The following is a 14,490-nucleotide window of genomic DNA, read 5'->3' as shown; positions in this document are numbered from 1 at the left end:
TGCGGCCGGTGAGGACGGTACCGGCTCCGCCGTTGGGCCGGAGCCGGTCGGACGCCGCATACCGGCGACCCGGTCGGAGCGGGTCCGGTACCTCCCGCGCGGTGGAGGTCGGCCCGCCCTGGCCCGCTCCGGGACGGTCCCCCCGACGGCCGGTCAGCCCGGGCCCGGTCAGGTCCGTACCCGAGCCTCCGGCTCACCCGGGGGCCGGAACAGGACCCCTGTTCCGGCCCCCGGCCGCCCATGCGGACAGGGCAAGGCTCCCGTGCCGGCCGGCCGGCACGGGGTCGAACGCCCCGAACGGCCCACGGCCCGTCACGCGTCGAGGCGCACGACCCGCACCGCGCCCGCCGGGACCGCGAGACGGCCGGCGGCGCGTTCTCCGGTCAGGAGCTCGGTGCCGTGGGCGTCCAGCGGCACCTTCGCGTCGGACGCGGTGTGGTTGATCGCGAACACGTAGGTGCCCGACTCGCCCCTGCGGCGCACCACTTCGACATCGCGGGGCACATCGGCGCGCGGCGCGACGCGCGCGTCGTCGGCCACCCGGCCGATCAGGGCGTCAAGGCCCTCGGCCGCGAGGCGCGTGGACACGTACCAGGCCGAACCCGCGCCGCTGCGGTGCCGGGTGACGGCCGGGTGCCCTGCGGTGAGTCCGTCGGCGTACGTCCAGACGGTCTCGGCGCCGCGCGGCACCACGAACTCGGTCCACACGTCGCCGGTGAGTTCGGAGCCGTCGGGCCCGGTGATCCGGACGAGCTCCCCCTGGAGCAGGGGCGAGAACTCCTCGACGGTCAGGCCGAGCACGTCCCGCAGGGCGCCGGGGTGCGGTCCCTCGTGGACGGCGTCGTGCTCGTCGACGATGCCGGAGAAGTAGGAGACGAGGAGGGTGCCGCCGCGCTCGACGTACTCCCTCAGGTTGTCCGCCGCGGCCTCGGTCATCAGATAGAGGGCGGGTACGACGACAAGGGGATAGGCCGACAGATCGGCTTCCGGGTGGGCGAAGTCGACGGTGAGGTGGCGGTCGTAGAGTGCCTCGTAGAAGGCGTCGGCGCGCTCGCGGGCGTCGTGGTCCTCGCTCGGCCGCCACTGGAGGCTCTGCGCCCACCAGGACTGCCAGTCCCACAGCACGGCCACGTCGGCGGCCGTCCGAGTGCCCTTGACGGAGCTCAACGAGTCGACGGCCGCGCCGAGTTCGACCACCTCGCGCCACACGCGCGAGTCGGTGCCGGCGTGCGGCAGCATCGAGGAGTGGAACTTCTCGGCGCCGCTGCGGGACTGCCGCCACTGGAAGAACATGGCGCCCTCGGAGCCGCGGGCCACGTGGGCCAGGGAGTTGCGGGCCATCTGGCCGGGCGCCTTGGCGGGGTTGCGGGGCTGCCAGTTGACGCCCGAGGTGGAGTGTTCGAGGAGCAGCCAGGGGGCGCCGCCCGCGACGGAGCGGGTGAGGTCGGCGGCCATCGCGAGGTTCACGTGGGTGCGGCGCCCGTCGGTCATCAGGTAGTGGTCGTTGGTGACGAGGTCGACCTCGCGGCCCCAGGCCCAGTAGTCGACCGAGTCGCACTGGCTGAGGGCCGTCATGAAGTTGGTGGTGACGGGGACGCCGGGCGCGAGCCGGTGGAGGATGTCCCGCTCGGCGGTGAAGTTCTCCCGCATGGTCGCGTCGGCGAACCGCCTGTAGTCCAGCGCCTGCGCCGGATTGCCGACGGTCGGGGTCGTGCGCGGCGGGTCGACCTGGTCGAAGGCGGCGTACCGCTGGCCCCAGAAGGCCGTCCCCCAGGCCTCGTTGAGCTCGTCGACGGTCCCGTAGACATTGATCAGCCAGCGGCGGAAGTGTGCCGCGCAGGAGTCGCAGTAGCAGGCCGAGACGGGGACCCCGTACTCGTTGTGGACGTGCCACAGGGCGAGGGCGGGATGGTCCGCGTACCGGGTCGCGAGCCGGGTCGTGACGGCGGCGGCCGCGGCGCGGTAGTCGGTGTTGCTGTGGCAGATGGCGCCGCGTGAGCCGAAGGCGTAGCAGGTGCCGTCGGCGGCCACGGGCAGCGCCTCGGGGTGTTCGCGGTAGAACCAGGCGGGCGGCGCGACGGTCGGGGTGCCCAGGTCCGCGCGGATGCCGTTCTCGTGCAGCAGGTCGAGGACGCGGTCGAGCCAGCCGAACTCGTAGGTGCCCCGGACCGGTTCGATCAGGGCCCAGGAGAAGATCCCGACGCTCACCATCGTGACGCCCGCCTCGCGCATCAGCCGGACGTCCTCGGGCCAGACGCTTTCCGGCCACTGCTCGGGGTTGTAGTCCCCACCGAAGGCGAGCCCGGTGAGGCCCCTGGGGTTGGTCTCCGGCATGGATCTCTCCCATGTAATCGATCATTTGGGAACGTGCACACACAACGCCAGCGGCGTGAGCCCAACATAACCGCACAGCAACAACCATTGACAAGTGTCCGGGATGTTTCTCTACTGTGAACGCTCACAGAAGCACGGCAAGTGAGCCGAAGGGATGCTCAGGTGTCGGCGGGCGAGCGCGCGAAGGCCCGGAGAGCGCCGCGCACGCTCGTGGCCCCGGCGACGGCCGGCGCACCCCCGGAAGCGAACCGCGCAAGAACAGGGCAGGCCCCCGCAGCAGGCGGGGGCCCAGGTCAGGGGAGAACGTTCCATGCCCATCACGAAGCACGACCGCCTCGTGGCCAGCACCATCGCCGTCGTCCTCGGCGCCACCTCGCTCGTCGCCTGCGGCTCGTCGGACGACGACAAGAGCACGTCCCGGTCCGGACCCGCGACACTGACGTTCTGGACCTGGGCGCCGGGCATGGACAAGGTCGTCGACCTCTGGAACAAGGGGCCGGGCAAGCAGCAGCAGATCACCGTCACGGTGAAGAAGCAGGCGTCCGGCGACACGCTCGTCACCAAGATCCTCACCGCGCACAAGGCGAAGAAGGCACCCGACCTGGTCCAGGCCGAGTACCAGGCACTCCCGACGCTGGTCAGCAATGACGCGCTCGCCGACATAGCCGCGGAGTCGAAGGAGGCCAGGTCCAAGTTCGCCGACGGCGTGTGGCAGCAGACGACGCTGGGGACGGACGCGGTCTACGCGATCCCTCAGGACATCGGCCCGATGATGTTCTACTACCGCGCGGACCTGTTCAAGAAGTACGGCCTGACGGTCCCCACGACCTGGGAGCAGTTCGCCGAGACCGCCCGCGCGCTGAAGAAGAAGGCGCCCGACAAGGCGCTGACCACCTTCTCCGCCAACGACTCCGGCCTCTTCGCGGGCCTCGCGCAGCAGGCCGGCGCCAAGTGGTGGACCGCCTCCGGCGACAAGTGGAAGGTCGGCATCGACGACACGGCCACCCGCAAGGTCGCCGACTTCTGGGGCGGCCTCGTCAAGGAGGGCGCGATCGACAACCAGCCGATGTACCAGCCCGCCTGGAACAAGGCACTGAACACCGGCAAGCAGATCGCCTGGGTCAGCGCGGTGTGGGCACCCGGCACCCTGACCACGGCCGCCCCGCAGACCAAGGGCAAGTGGGCCATGGCCCCGCTGCCGCAGTGGTCCGCGGGCGAGAACGTCACCGGCAGCTGGGGCGGCTCCTCGACGGCCGTCACCACGGACTCCCCGCACAAGGCGGCCGCCGCGAAGTTCGCCGCCTGGCTGAACACGGACCCGCAGGCGGTGGCCGCGCTGGCCAAGGAGAGCGGCATCTACCCGGCGTCCACGAGCGCCCAGACCGGTGACGCGTTCGCGCAGCCGCCGGCCTTCTTCTCCAACCAGCCGGACTTCTACACCAAGGCCGCGGAGATCGCGAAGACCACCGCCCCGTCCGCGTGGGGCCCGAACGTGAACGTCGCCTACACGTCCTTCAACGACGCCTTCGGCGCCGCCGCCAAGAACAAGTCGGACTTCGGTGCCGCCCTGAGGACCATGCAGGACACCACCGTCGCCGACCTGAAGAAGCAGGGCTTCGGGGTCGCTCGGTGACCAGCGCACGCCGGAAGCCGTACGGGGTCAAGGGGGCCCCGTACGGTTTCCTCCTCCCCGCGACGGTCCTCTTCGTCCTCTTCTTCGCGCTGCCCATCGGCTACGCGATCTGGCTGAGCCTGCACAAGGTCCGGGTCAAGGGCCTCGGCCTGGGCGCCGGTGCCCGCAAGGAGGTCTGGGCGGGCATCGGGAACTACACCGACGCGCTGACCGACGGCGAACTCGTCGACGGCGCGCTGCGCGTGGCCGGTTACGGCGTCATCGTGGTCCCGGTCATGCTCGGCCTCGCGCTCCTCTTCGCCCTCATGCTCGACGCGGAGAAGGTACGTCTGGCCCCCTTCACCCGGCTCGCGATCTTCCTGCCGTACGCCATCCCCGGCGTCGTGGCCGCCCTGCTGTGGGGCTTCCTGTACCTCCCGGACGTCAGCCCCTTCTACTTCGTCCTCGACAAGCTGGGCCTTCCGCAGCCGAACCTGCTGGACGGCGGCCCCCTCTACCTCGCCCTGTCGAACATCGCGGTCTGGGGCGGCACCGGTTTCAACATGATCGTCATCTACACCTCGCTCCGGGCCATCCCGGCCGAGGTGCTCGAAGCGGCGAAGCTGGACGGGGCCGGTCCCCTGCAGACCGCCCTGCGGGTCAAGATCCCGATGGTGGCGCCCTCCCTGGTGCTCACCTTCTTCTTCTCGATCATCGCCACGCTCCAGGTGTTCAGCGAGCCGACCACCCTCAAGCCCCTCACCAACTCCGTCTCCACGACCTGGAGTCCGCTGATGAAGGTCTACCGGGACGCGTTCAACACCGGTGACATCCACGCGGCCGCCGCCGAGGCAGTGATCATCGCCGTGGCCACGCTGGTCCTGTCCTTCGGTTTCCTGCGCGCCGCGAACTCCCGTACCAAGCAGGAGGAAGCACGATGAGTTCTCTTGCCGTCCGCAAGGCCGCCCCGGCCGTGGACACGGCCCCCGGAACCGCCCGGGGGACGCCCCCGCGCGGCCGGATCGCCCTGGTCCCGACCCTCACCCTGCTGCTCGGCGCGCTCTACTGCCTGCTGCCCGTCGCCTGGGTGGTGATCGCGGCCACCAAGTCGGGCCGCGAGCTGTTCTCGACGTTCACCTTCCTGCCCGGCACCGGGTTCACCCAGAACATCGAGGACCTCACCGCCTACCGCGAGGGCATCTACTGGAAGTGGATGGGCAACTCCGCGCTCTACGCCGGTCTCGGCGCCCTGCTGTCGACGGGCGTCTCGGCGGTCAGCGGTTACGCGCTGGCGGTCTACCGCTTCCGGGGCCGTGAGACCGTGTTCAGCGTTCTCATGGCGGGCGTGCTGATGCCGCCGGTGATCCTCGCGATCCCGCAGTACCTGCTCCTCGCGAAGGCGGACCTGACGGATTCGTACGCCTCCGTGCTGCTGCCGCTCGTCCTGTCCCCGTACGGCGTCTACCTGGCCCGGATCTACGCCGCCGCGGCCGTCCCCGGTGACGTGGTCGAGGCCGGCCGGATGGACGGCGCCGGCGAGTGGCGGATCTTCACCCGGATCGCGCTGCCCATGATGGTGCCCGGCCTGGTGACGGTGTTCCTGTTCCAGTTCGTCGCCGTGTGGAACAACTTCCTGCTCCCCTACATCATGCTCAGCGACGACGAGAAGTTCCCGATCACCCTCGGCCTGTTCACGCTCCTCGAACAGGGCTCCAACACCCCGGCCCTGTACACCCTGGTCATCACCGGCGCCCTGCTCGCGATCGTCCCGCTGATCGCGCTGTTCCTGGTCATCCAGCGCTTCTGGAGCCTCGACCTGTTGTCCGGAGCCGTAAAGTCGTGACCATGAGCAACACGGGGGGCCGGCGCAGGCCGCCGACGATCCACGACGTCGCGCGTGAGGCGGGTGTCTCGCGGGGCACCGTCTCCCGCGTGCTCAACGGCGGGCACTACGTGAGCCCCGCGGCCCAGGAGGCCGTCAACGCCGCCATCCGCAGGACGGGCTACGTCGTGAACCGGCACGCCCGTTCGCTGATCACCGGACGGTCCGACTCGGTCGGCTTCCTGCTGACCGAGCCGCAGGAGCGGTTCTTCGAGGACCCGAACTTCAACGTCCTGCTGCGCGGCTGCACCCAGGCGCTCGCCGCGCACGACGTCCCCCTCCTGCTGATGCTCGCCGGCACCCAGGACGAGCGGCGGCGCATCACGCGCTACATCACGGCCGGCCACGTCGACGGGGTGCTGCTGGTCTCCAGCCACTCCGGCGATCCGGTCGCCGAGGAACTGCGCGAGGCGGGAGTGCCGCTCGTCGCCTGCGGCAAGCCCATCGGCCTCGGTTCCAAGGTGAGTTACGTGGCCGCCGACGACCGCGACGGCGCCCGGGACATGGTCACGCACCTGCTCTCCCTCGGGCGGCGCAGGATCGGCATGGTCACCGGACCGCTGGACACCCCCGGCGGTGTCGAGCGGCTGGCGGGTTACCGGGAGGTGCTCGCCGAGGCGGGTGTCGAGGCCGACGACCGTCTGGTCACCTCCGGCGACTACAGCCGCGCCAGCGGTGAGGCGGGCGCCGAACGGCTCCTCGACCGCGCCCCGGACATGGACGCCGTGTTCGTCGCCTCGGACCTGATGGCCCAGGGCGTGCTGACCGCGCTGCGCAAGGCGGGCCGCCGGGTCCCGGAGGACGTCGCGGTCGGCGGCTTCGACGACTCCCCCGCCGCCACGGCCGCCACCCCGGCCCTCACCACCATCCGCCAGCCCTGGGACCGCATCAGCTCCGAGATGGTCCGGGTCCTGCTGGCCCAGATCGGCGGCGAGGACCCGGCGGCGGTGATCCTGCCGACGGAGCTGGTGCGCCGCGAGTCCGCCTGAGGACCGCGCGGAAACGGACCGGGGGGCGGGGGGCGGGGGCCGCGCACCGGTCAGGATTCGAGAAGCCGTACCCGGCTTCCCCGGCTTAGCGTGAAAGCGCCGCCGGAACGCCGACGGCAGAACAGCCGGCCGACACGGCCGCACGCACCGCACAGGAGTCGGGATGACCGCCGGAGCCAGGACCATCATCTACCCCGTCAAGGACATCGAGAAGGCGAAGGCCCTGTTCACCGAGCTGCTCGGGGTCGAGCCCTATGTGGACGAGCCGTACTACGTCGGTTTCAAGGACGCGGGCCAGGACATCGGTCTCGACCCGAACGGCCACTCCAAGGGGCTGACCGGGCCGGTCCCCTTCTGGCACGTCGACGACATCAAGGCGACCCTGTCGGCCCTGCTCGGCGCGGGCGCCGAAATCCTCCAGGAGCCCCAGGACGTGGGCAACGGCAGGGTGGTCGCGTCGGTGAAGGACGCGGAGGGCAACCAGTACGGGCTCATCGAGGACCCCACCACCTGACAGGGGCCTCCCGGCGGGGCGGCACGAGCGGGACGGTGACGGCACGGGCCGCAGGGCGGCGACACGGGCGGGCACGGGCAACTGGATGCGCGCACACTAGTTGCATACTCAATCAATGGCCGGATCTCTGTTACCGTTCAATTATGGCAACGAAGACGTCCGGTTCCCGGCTGGAGGACCAGTGGCGGGACATCCTCTCGGTGCACGCGCGCACGATGTGCGAGATCGACCGCGTACTGCATCCGCACGGCCTGGGAGCCAGTGATTTCGAGGTCCTGGACATCCTCGTCTCGGAGACCGTCACGGAGCCCGGTGAGCACTGCCGGGTGCAGAACATCGCGGACCGGGTCCATCTGAGCCAGAGCGCGCTGTCCCGGCTCATCGGCAGGCTGGAGAAGGAGGGCCTGGTGGAACGTACCGTCTGCCAGGAGGACCGCCGCGGAGTGTGGGTCGCGCTCACCCGGAAGGGCCGCGCGCTGCACACCGAGGTGCTCCCCCTGCAGCGGTCCGTGCTCGCCCGCATGCTGCGGGACTGATCCGTCCGGGCCGGGCGGCCCGCCGGGTCACAGCGGCACACCCGTGATCGGACGGGACGGCCGACCGCCTCACTGCCCGCACCGTCCTCACTGTCCTTGGCTCCGCGTACGGTCTGCGCATGGAAGATCGCAAACCTCCTTCGTCGCTGGACGATTTCGGAACCTGGGAGCCCGTGCTGCGGCTCATGTCGGCCGGTGACGCGGAGCGGGGTGCCGCCCGGCCGACCCGTGTGGCGGGACGGATCAGCCGGCACGGCTGGAGTCTTGCGCACCGGGGATCCGCGCCGTCGACGGCGCGGACCGCGGTGAAGGGCGTACAGAGGGCGCTGGCGCGCGACGGAGTCCCGGAGGTCGCGTTCAGGGCGGAGGTCCGGCCCGACGGAAGGACCACGCTCGGCGTCGTCCGGCCGAGCCCGGTCGTGGAACCGGCCCACGGCTATCCGGACCTGGGGGTGCTCGTACTGGTCGAGGGATCCCTCCCCGATCCGTGGCTCCGCCGTCCCGAGCCGGTGCCCGCGGCGGTGCCTGCGCCGTCGGCGGACCTGGAGCTGCTGGAGCGGACGCTCCGGGAACGGCTGCCCGACGCCGTCGGCGCGACGGACGAGGAGATAGCCGCTGCCGAGGCACGCCTGGGCATCACGCTGTCCGACGAACTCAAGGTGCTCTACCGGGTGACGCGGGTGGATTGGCGCGACGACTTCGAGGCGGCGTGCCGCGCCGGTGACGCGGTCGGCTGCGAGCTCGGGGGTCTGGACGACCTGAACACGGTCGACGGCGCAGCACGTCACCCCGGCTGGGGCATCGGCGCGACGCGTGCGGTCGGCGGCGCGCCCGACGCCGCGGTGCAGGGCCTGGCCGGCTCACCCGGCTGGATCAGCTTCGGGAGCAACGGCGGTGACGAGTTCGCGGTCGACCTGACTCCCGGCCCGGGCGGGCACCTCGGGCAGGTCATCCTGGTCGATCACGAGCAGAGCCTGGGTGCCGAGCTCGTGGCCGATTCCCTCACCGACTTCGTCCTGGGCCAAGTGCACGAGGAACGCCGTGATCACCACGGAAACAGGCTTCCGGCCGTGGCCAGGGTCGGCACCGGATTCCTCGAGAGCGTCGAGGCCGCGGCCCACTCCGACCTGGAGGTGCTGTCTATCGGCCACCGGTACGGCACCCCGTTCAGCATCGCGCCCGTCGCCGGCCTGCCCCGCCTGCGCACTCTCACCGCCTCGCCCGGCGCACTGGCGGACGTCCTGGAGGTCTCCGGGCTCACCGGGCTGGAGTTCCTGGAACTCGGTGCGCGGGACTGGCGCGTCCTCCTGGACGCGGGAGCCGTCCCGCGCACCCTGAAAGCCGCGGCCGTCAAGGTCCACGACCAGGACCACCTGCCCGTCGTGGACCTCGCCAACGAGATCCTGGCCCTCTGGGACCGGCCCCGGATCCAGCAGACGCTCATCCGGGGAAACCTCGGCCCCACGGCCTGACCGGCGGACCGCACCGCCGAGCACGGCAGTCGGCCGGACAGGCCGACAACAACGCTCGGCCACCGACCGATGACCGGATCCTGTCCGGCAGGTCGTGTTCGGGCGGGCAGGGCCCGGGAGGTCGGCCGCGTGTCATCCACGCTCACCGTCGGCCACGCCCCGCAAGCGCTACCCGACGTCGATGGAATGGCACTTCGTACGACCCTTGACGCGGAGTCGGCCCGGTGCGGTGAGAGACCGGGGCAGTCTGCGCCGCTGACGGTCGGCCGCCCGGGACGAGGCAGAAGCGTGGACGGGCTCCGGAGCCGCGACACGGCACACGTCAGGCTGCAAGAGGAACCTGCTCGCCCTCTTCCGGGATCTGGTAGCGAGCCCAGATCTGGTTCAACTCGTTCTGGTAGTAGAGCGAGTACAGGCCGGCCACGATGGAAAGGATGAGTCCGATCCAGGGATTGCAGTTCCGCTGCATCCCGGCCGACTGCTGCATACGGGCAATGCGCAGACCGGTGTTGTAGACCGACACGAAGGGGGGAACAATCACCAGCCAGCCGACGGTGATAGCCAAAAGGGCCAACACCGGATTGACCTCGATCCGCTGATCAAAATCCCGAGCTTCGCGATTCACTTTGTAATACCAGACCAGGTGATAGATACCCAGCGTAATCAGCGGCCAGATCAGCCAAACGAGAAAGATGTTGCGGGTCTTGCCAGCGCGACCTGACATGACGCACCTCCCATAAACCCAGTGCATCACGACCAGCCGCCACGCGCGCGTCGTGCGCGTGAGGCAGGCACCCCTGACGGCCACGAGACGGGCCTCGTTCGGGACCCCGCCACAAGGCACCCTCGCCCTGGACCAGAGGGGTGAGTATCTATCTGCGTGACAACGCCGACGAACAACGGCGGACGAGCGCGAACGCCTGCGGCCCATCAGCACAGGCGAGGGGCACACCAGCCCGAGGCAGCACCCCCGCCCGACTTGCCTCGGGACGAAGAGGTCGCTCGGTTAGGGTGCGGCGCATGACTAGCGACGCCCCTGCCTGTCCCGAGTGCAGTCAGCTCATGAAATCCGGCGGCCTCGTGCTCTCCAAGCGAGAGGACGACGGCCGGCGGACCTGCCGAGCGCTGTGGAGGTGTGCCAGTCGGCACGTCTGGTGGAGCTGGGCGGATCGGCCGGGCGACCCCCTGGAGATCTGCCCGGTGCCGCAGTTGTTTCGGTGACATCCAACGCTGACATCAACGACCACAGACGGTTGCGGTATTGAGCGGCTGCAGACGGCACTTCTGTGCGCAGCTGGGCCCGGCCAAGGTCTAGTTGGAGCGAACTCCTAAAGCGGTTGTCGTAGGTTCGAGCCTACCGCGGCACTTGGCTGACGACCGGTGCTCTGTTACCCGAAGGCCGTTGCGAAGCCGACCGTTCAGACGAGACCGATCGCGGAGGCGGAGCACGCGTCCGGCCGCACATGAACGCAGGTGAACAGACCCGTCCGAGGCCTTCGGCCCCACCACCGCAGTTGGAAAGCGTGCGCTTCATGCCGAGGTACCTTCTGGTCATGTCAGTCAAGCGCGTCTGTCCACGCTGTGAGCCGTACTGGGTTCATCGGTATCGCTTCAAAGCCGATGGAGCCTTCTTCTTGTTGTGCACTGAGTGCGACTCGCTGTGGTAGCCCGACGAGGCGATCGAGATTGCTCGGGCGCACTTCCTTGACGACGTCGTTGCAGCACGCCTGGGCGTGGAGGGCAACCCGTGGACCGACCGTGTCTGGGCGGATGTCATCGAGCTAGTACCCGAGCTCCGTGCTGAAGCAGACCGCACCACTGGTGCACCAGATAGAGCGGGGAACAGCAGGGAGTCACGGTGAATGCGGTCAAAACAGATGAGCCCTAGCTCCAGGCATTCGCCCAGGCCAGCGCCCTAACCACCCCTAGATACCCTCAGCTTCCCAAGCTGAGACGCCCTCGACTGCGGGCTCGGCTGGTGACCCGGTTCGTCGGAGCCGACGACTACAGTCCGGGCATGCTGCTGCCACGCCCGGTCGAGGAGGCCGAAGGCCCGTACGACGCCGGGTACCTCCCCCGGTTGGAGATGACGTTCCACCCTGCCGAGGAGCCCATCACCGAGCCCGTCGCCAAACTGGGCGGTGAGCCCGTATGGCTGGATGGGCCCTGCTGGCCGGTGCACCCCAGCACCGCGGAGCCACTGGACTTCATCGGACAGTTCCCCATCCCCGCGGAACCGGGCCAGGAGCGGCGCATGGCGTATCTCTTCCTGTCCTACGACGACTATGAGACCGGCGGGACGGACCCGGAAGACGGCGAGGCCGTCCTGCTCGTCCAACCCGGCGGCCGGGTCCCCGAGTTCGCCACCATCGGGCCGGCCGGGACGAAGGGGCGTTCCCTTTGGCGGTTCGGTCCCGACGAGGAGCAGGTATCCGTCCAGTTCCGGATCCAGACCACGGCCGTCCCGGAGACGGTGGAACGCAACCTGGAAGAGGACAGCACGGTCGATGTCCGCGACTACCTGGGAGGCAAGCCCGTCTATCCGGACCGGGCCGGGGTGGAGGCGCCGTGGCGCTTCTTCTTCTGCCTCGGCGGAATGGAGGACGACGGACCGTACTTCCTGAACTTCGCGTACGGCAACGGATTCGCCTATCTCAGCCCCGACCGCCTGGAGGGCCGCTTCAGCTGGGAGGCAGCCTAGAACCGTGTTCGGCCGCCTCGCGGTTTCCGTCTCATCCAGCCCGATCGCGGTCGTTCAGACAGAACCAAAGCCCGAAGGCCACCGGAAGCCCAGGCGCCGATGAACGCAGGTGAACGCCCCTGTACACAGCCCACAGCTCCTCCAACACAGTTGGAAAGCATGCGCATCGAGGAGATGCGCCGGGCGTACTGCCCGCGTGCGCGTGGGCCCGGATACCACCTGCCATGCGCCCTCCCCTACGTCTGCACCGCCGCGCACGCTGGTTGTCGGCAGAGGGAGCTGGACTACCGGGGGTTGACGGTGGGCGAGTGGAAGCAAGGGAAGTGTGGTTGGCCAACGGCGGCCAGCCGTCGTTGCCAGAACAAGACAGTGAAGGGCACATCGCGCTGCCACCTCCACCAAGGTGACTGGACCAAGCGCGGTCAAGCCGAGCTGAAGAAAAGGGCGAGCAAGCGCCGCAAGAAATGAGCTGGAGGCGCGGGGTGAGTGTCTAACTGCGTGACAACGCCGACGAACAACGGCGAACGAGCGCGGACGTCTGTGGACCCTCGGCGCAGGTGAGAACCACACCGGCCCAAGGCAGCACTCCCGCCCAAGTTGCTTCGGGACGAAGAGGCCGTGGGTTCAAATCCCGCCACCCCGACAGCTGAAACACCAGGTCAGGGCCGGTCTTCCTTCACGGAGAACCGGCCCTGACTCGTTTCTCGGGGCCCCTGGGGAGTGAACGGGGAGTGGATCAAGGAATCCCACTCCCCGGGCTTCCCCCTGGCGCGCTCTCAACAAGACATCAAGTGCGCGCACCGGTGACCGCGAGTGCACGGCGGACCGCGCCGCCAACGACTCCTCCCACTGCTCGGTCAGTTCATCCATGAGCCGATTGGGTCTGCCGCACGATCACGATGTCGGATCCCAGCTGATGCCTGACGTTCTGGTCCCAGGTGATGCTTGACGGTGGGCCTAGACAACATGGGAAGCCCCGTGGGGCTTGTTCGCTTTCACGTTACGGACCGGGACGTCGGTCGTGCGGCGGATCACCCGGATCTGGCCGTCCAGCTCGACGGTGAACGTGGAGTCCGAGACGTGCACGGTCACGGTCCGACCTGCGTACGGGCGGCCCAGGGCCACGACCTGGCGGCAGACCATGACCGTGCCGGCCGCGCTCCGCTCCGCCGGGCGCGCTCCCGGCTCCGCTGCGGGCGCCGCTCCTGCCTTCGGCCCGCTCCGCCCCGGCTGCGCCGACGCGCGCCCACGTGTGGATAGGGCCGAGGCCATGAGTCGATCACCGCATACTGCGGCAGCTTCAAAGCAGCCTCCGACGGGGGCGCTCAGGCTCCGAGATGGCGGGGGCGCCGTTCGCGGGTGCCGACCGAGTGTGGCGTGCGCGGGGTGCTCCCATCCCGTCTGCCGTCGACCCAGGCAGAGCCGAGCAGTCGCGGCCCAGGGCGTCCAGGTCGTTCGTCCGGCAGGGCGCTCCACCTTGACGCCCTGAACCACGCCCGCTCCACGGTGTGTGAGTCGACGGCAGACGGGATGGGAGCTGGGGACTGTGGTGGGTTGAGCAAGAGGGGTTTGCGCAGCAGTGAAAGCCGAGCACCAGCCGAGCCGGGGCGGAGGATAGGTGGTCGAGGTGACGCGATGTCACGGTTGTCCGCCGAGCCCGAGCTTCTTCACCCCGAACGGGGAGAAGACCATATGGGCAGCCCAGCCGTGGTGGATGAGAGCGATCTGGGACGGCACTGGCGTCAGCGGATAGATGGCCTTGCCCCGCGACCAGTTCGCGAGCAGGCCCTCGGTGGTGTCGACCGCGGAGACGACCATCGTCACCTGGAGCTTCCCGTCGCCCCACGTGTTCCACAGGGCCCACCCCTCGGGCCGGGCCTCGACCCCGAGACGGGCGCACGCCTCCTCATAGGTCTCCTCCATGCCATCCGGCATCGACCCGGGACGCAGAATCACCACGCCCGCGAGCTTCAGCTCGGGGCGATCCGCCTCATCGTCGAGGCAGCCGTCCCCGGGGAAGTGGTAGTGGCGAAGCCCCCGGGCCAGCGCGTTCACCGCCCGCTGCAGGGGCGTCGCGTCGCCTGCTTCGGGTTGATACGAGAGCCAGCCCTCGGCCGAGGCGGCGCCCGCGATCACGCCGGCGAGCCGTTCTATTTCTCGCAGGTGGTCGAGTTCGGAGAGTTCAGGTCGCGTCACGGCGGCCAGTTTCGCAGCGGCGCACGGCCGGAGCACCCCAGTTTCCACGCGCCTCGGATATGAAACCGGGCCCTCGTCGGCCGGGACTGTCAGAGGCCAGCCCGAGAGAACCCGGGACAGAAGGCCGTCGCAGTGGGCTGACATCAGCGACTGACACCAACGAGCGCGAACAACGGCGGTCTGCGCCGAGTCTTGGCGGAGGCTCGCCCCAAGCACCAAGCTGGTTGACCGCTGTCGACAGCGCTCTGTGATCG

12 protein-coding genes are annotated in these 14,490 nt (G+C 69.5%); 8 read left to right on the top strand and 4 right to left on the bottom strand.

Annotation, left to right across the window (positions count from 1 at the left end; translation table 11 throughout):
- Positions 1–312: 312 nt before the first annotated feature.
- A complete protein-coding gene (locus ACICHK_RS34835) occupies positions 313–2,334 on the bottom strand; it encodes a beta-galactosidase (protein WP_406840022.1) in 2,022 nt (673 codons plus the stop codon).
- Positions 2,335–2,644: 310 nt separating this feature from the next.
- Here ACICHK_RS34835 and ACICHK_RS34830 point away from each other — a divergent pair, with 310 nt between their 5' ends.
- The 7 genes from ACICHK_RS34830 to ACICHK_RS34800 all read left to right on the top strand — a co-directional run bounded on the left by ACICHK_RS34830 (position 2,645) and on the right by ACICHK_RS34800 (position 9,339).
- Entirely contained in the window at positions 2,645–3,967 is a 1,323-nt protein-coding gene (locus tag ACICHK_RS34830) for an extracellular solute-binding protein (protein WP_151468930.1), read from the top strand.
- On the top strand, positions 3,964–4,887 hold the full coding sequence (locus ACICHK_RS34825) for a carbohydrate ABC transporter permease (RefSeq protein WP_406840021.1): 924 nt from the start codon (positions 3,964–3,966) through the stop codon (positions 4,885–4,887). Before ACICHK_RS34830 ends, ACICHK_RS34825 begins: the two co-directional genes overlap by 4 nt.
- The gene (locus ACICHK_RS34820) at positions 4,884–5,789 is read left to right on the top strand and encodes a carbohydrate ABC transporter permease (RefSeq protein ID WP_406840020.1); all 906 of its coding nucleotides are present in this window, start codon (positions 4,884–4,886) and stop codon (positions 5,787–5,789) included. Before ACICHK_RS34825 ends, ACICHK_RS34820 begins: the two co-directional genes overlap by 4 nt.
- On the top strand, positions 5,786–6,817 hold the full coding sequence (locus tag ACICHK_RS34815; protein WP_406840019.1) for a LacI family DNA-binding transcriptional regulator: 1,032 nt from the start codon (positions 5,786–5,788) through the stop codon (positions 6,815–6,817). The genes ACICHK_RS34820 and ACICHK_RS34815 overlap by 4 nt, the downstream gene beginning before the upstream one ends.
- Positions 6,818–6,980: 163 nt before the next feature.
- Positions 6,981–7,331 carry a VOC family protein gene (locus ACICHK_RS34810; protein ID WP_406840018.1) on the top strand — a complete coding sequence of 117 codons (351 nt, stop codon included), beginning with the start codon at positions 6,981–6,983 and terminating at the stop codon, positions 7,329–7,331.
- 143 nt (positions 7,332–7,474) lie between these two features.
- A complete protein-coding gene (locus tag ACICHK_RS34805) occupies positions 7,475–7,867 on the top strand; it encodes a MarR family winged helix-turn-helix transcriptional regulator (RefSeq protein WP_151468935.1) in 393 nt (130 codons plus the stop codon).
- Positions 7,868–7,986: 119 nt separating this feature from the next.
- On the top strand, positions 7,987–9,339 hold the full coding sequence (locus tag ACICHK_RS34800; RefSeq protein ID WP_406840017.1) for an SMI1/KNR4 family protein: 1,353 nt from the start codon (positions 7,987–7,989) through the stop codon (positions 9,337–9,339).
- 322 nt (positions 9,340–9,661) lie between these two features.
- Here ACICHK_RS34800 and ACICHK_RS34795 read toward each other — a convergent pair whose 3' ends face one another.
- Positions 9,662–10,063 carry a DUF4234 domain-containing protein gene (locus ACICHK_RS34795; protein ID WP_225860447.1) on the bottom strand — a complete coding sequence of 134 codons (402 nt, stop codon included), beginning with the start codon at positions 10,061–10,063 and terminating at the stop codon, positions 9,662–9,664.
- 1,293 nt (positions 10,064–11,356) lie between these two features.
- On the opposite strand from ACICHK_RS34795, the gene ACICHK_RS34790 reads away from it, so the two are divergent.
- Positions 11,357–12,040 (top strand): hypothetical protein, encoded by a 684-nt coding sequence (locus ACICHK_RS34790; protein WP_406840016.1) that lies wholly within the window; start codon positions 11,357–11,359, stop codon positions 12,038–12,040.
- 957 nt (positions 12,041–12,997) lie between these two features.
- Here the strand turns inward: ACICHK_RS34790 and ACICHK_RS34785 are convergent.
- Together ACICHK_RS34785 and ACICHK_RS34780 are read right to left on the bottom strand one after the other, a co-directional pair.
- Positions 12,998–13,132: a hypothetical protein gene (locus tag ACICHK_RS34785; protein WP_406840015.1), complete on the bottom strand. Its 135-nt coding sequence runs from the start codon at positions 13,130–13,132 to the stop codon at positions 12,998–13,000.
- Between the two features lie 546 nt (positions 13,133–13,678).
- Complete coding sequence (locus tag ACICHK_RS34780; protein ID WP_406840014.1) at positions 13,679–14,236, bottom strand: hypothetical protein; 558 nt, start codon at positions 14,234–14,236, stop codon at positions 13,679–13,681.
- Positions 14,237–14,490: the final 254 nt, after the last annotated feature.

Origin of the sequence: Streptomyces sp. AHU1 (genome assembly GCF_045343905.1) — a bacterium.
In the GTDB taxonomy this organism is placed as follows: domain Bacteria; phylum Actinomycetota; class Actinomycetes; order Streptomycetales; family Streptomycetaceae; genus Streptomyces; species Streptomyces triticiradicis.
Note: the sequence above shows the minus strand (reverse complement) of the source record. Positions and strands in the feature narration are given on the sequence as shown.

Bases quoted from the DNA above. Each gene is read 5' to 3' on its own strand.
- ACICHK_RS34835 (WP_406840022.1), bottom strand. From the start codon at position 2,334: ATGCCGGAGACCAACCCCAGGGGCCTCACCGGGCTCGCCTTCGGTGGG.
- ACICHK_RS34830 (WP_151468930.1), top strand. From the start codon at position 2,645: ATGCCCATCACGAAGCACGACCGCCTCGTGGCCAGCACCATCGCCGTC.
- ACICHK_RS34820 (WP_406840020.1), top strand. From the start codon at position 4,884: ATGAGTTCTCTTGCCGTCCGCAAGGCCGCCCCGGCCGTGGACACGGCC.
- ACICHK_RS34810 (WP_406840018.1), top strand. From the start codon at position 6,981: ATGACCGCCGGAGCCAGGACCATCATCTACCCCGTCAAGGACATCGAG.
- ACICHK_RS34805 (WP_151468935.1), top strand. From the start codon at position 7,475: ATGGCAACGAAGACGTCCGGTTCCCGGCTGGAGGACCAGTGGCGGGAC.
- ACICHK_RS34800 (WP_406840017.1), top strand. From the start codon at position 7,987: ATGGAAGATCGCAAACCTCCTTCGTCGCTGGACGATTTCGGAACCTGG.
- ACICHK_RS34795 (WP_225860447.1), bottom strand. From the start codon at position 10,063: ATGTCAGGTCGCGCTGGCAAGACCCGCAACATCTTTCTCGTTTGGCTG.
- ACICHK_RS34790 (WP_406840016.1), top strand. From the start codon at position 11,357: ATGCTGCTGCCACGCCCGGTCGAGGAGGCCGAAGGCCCGTACGACGCC.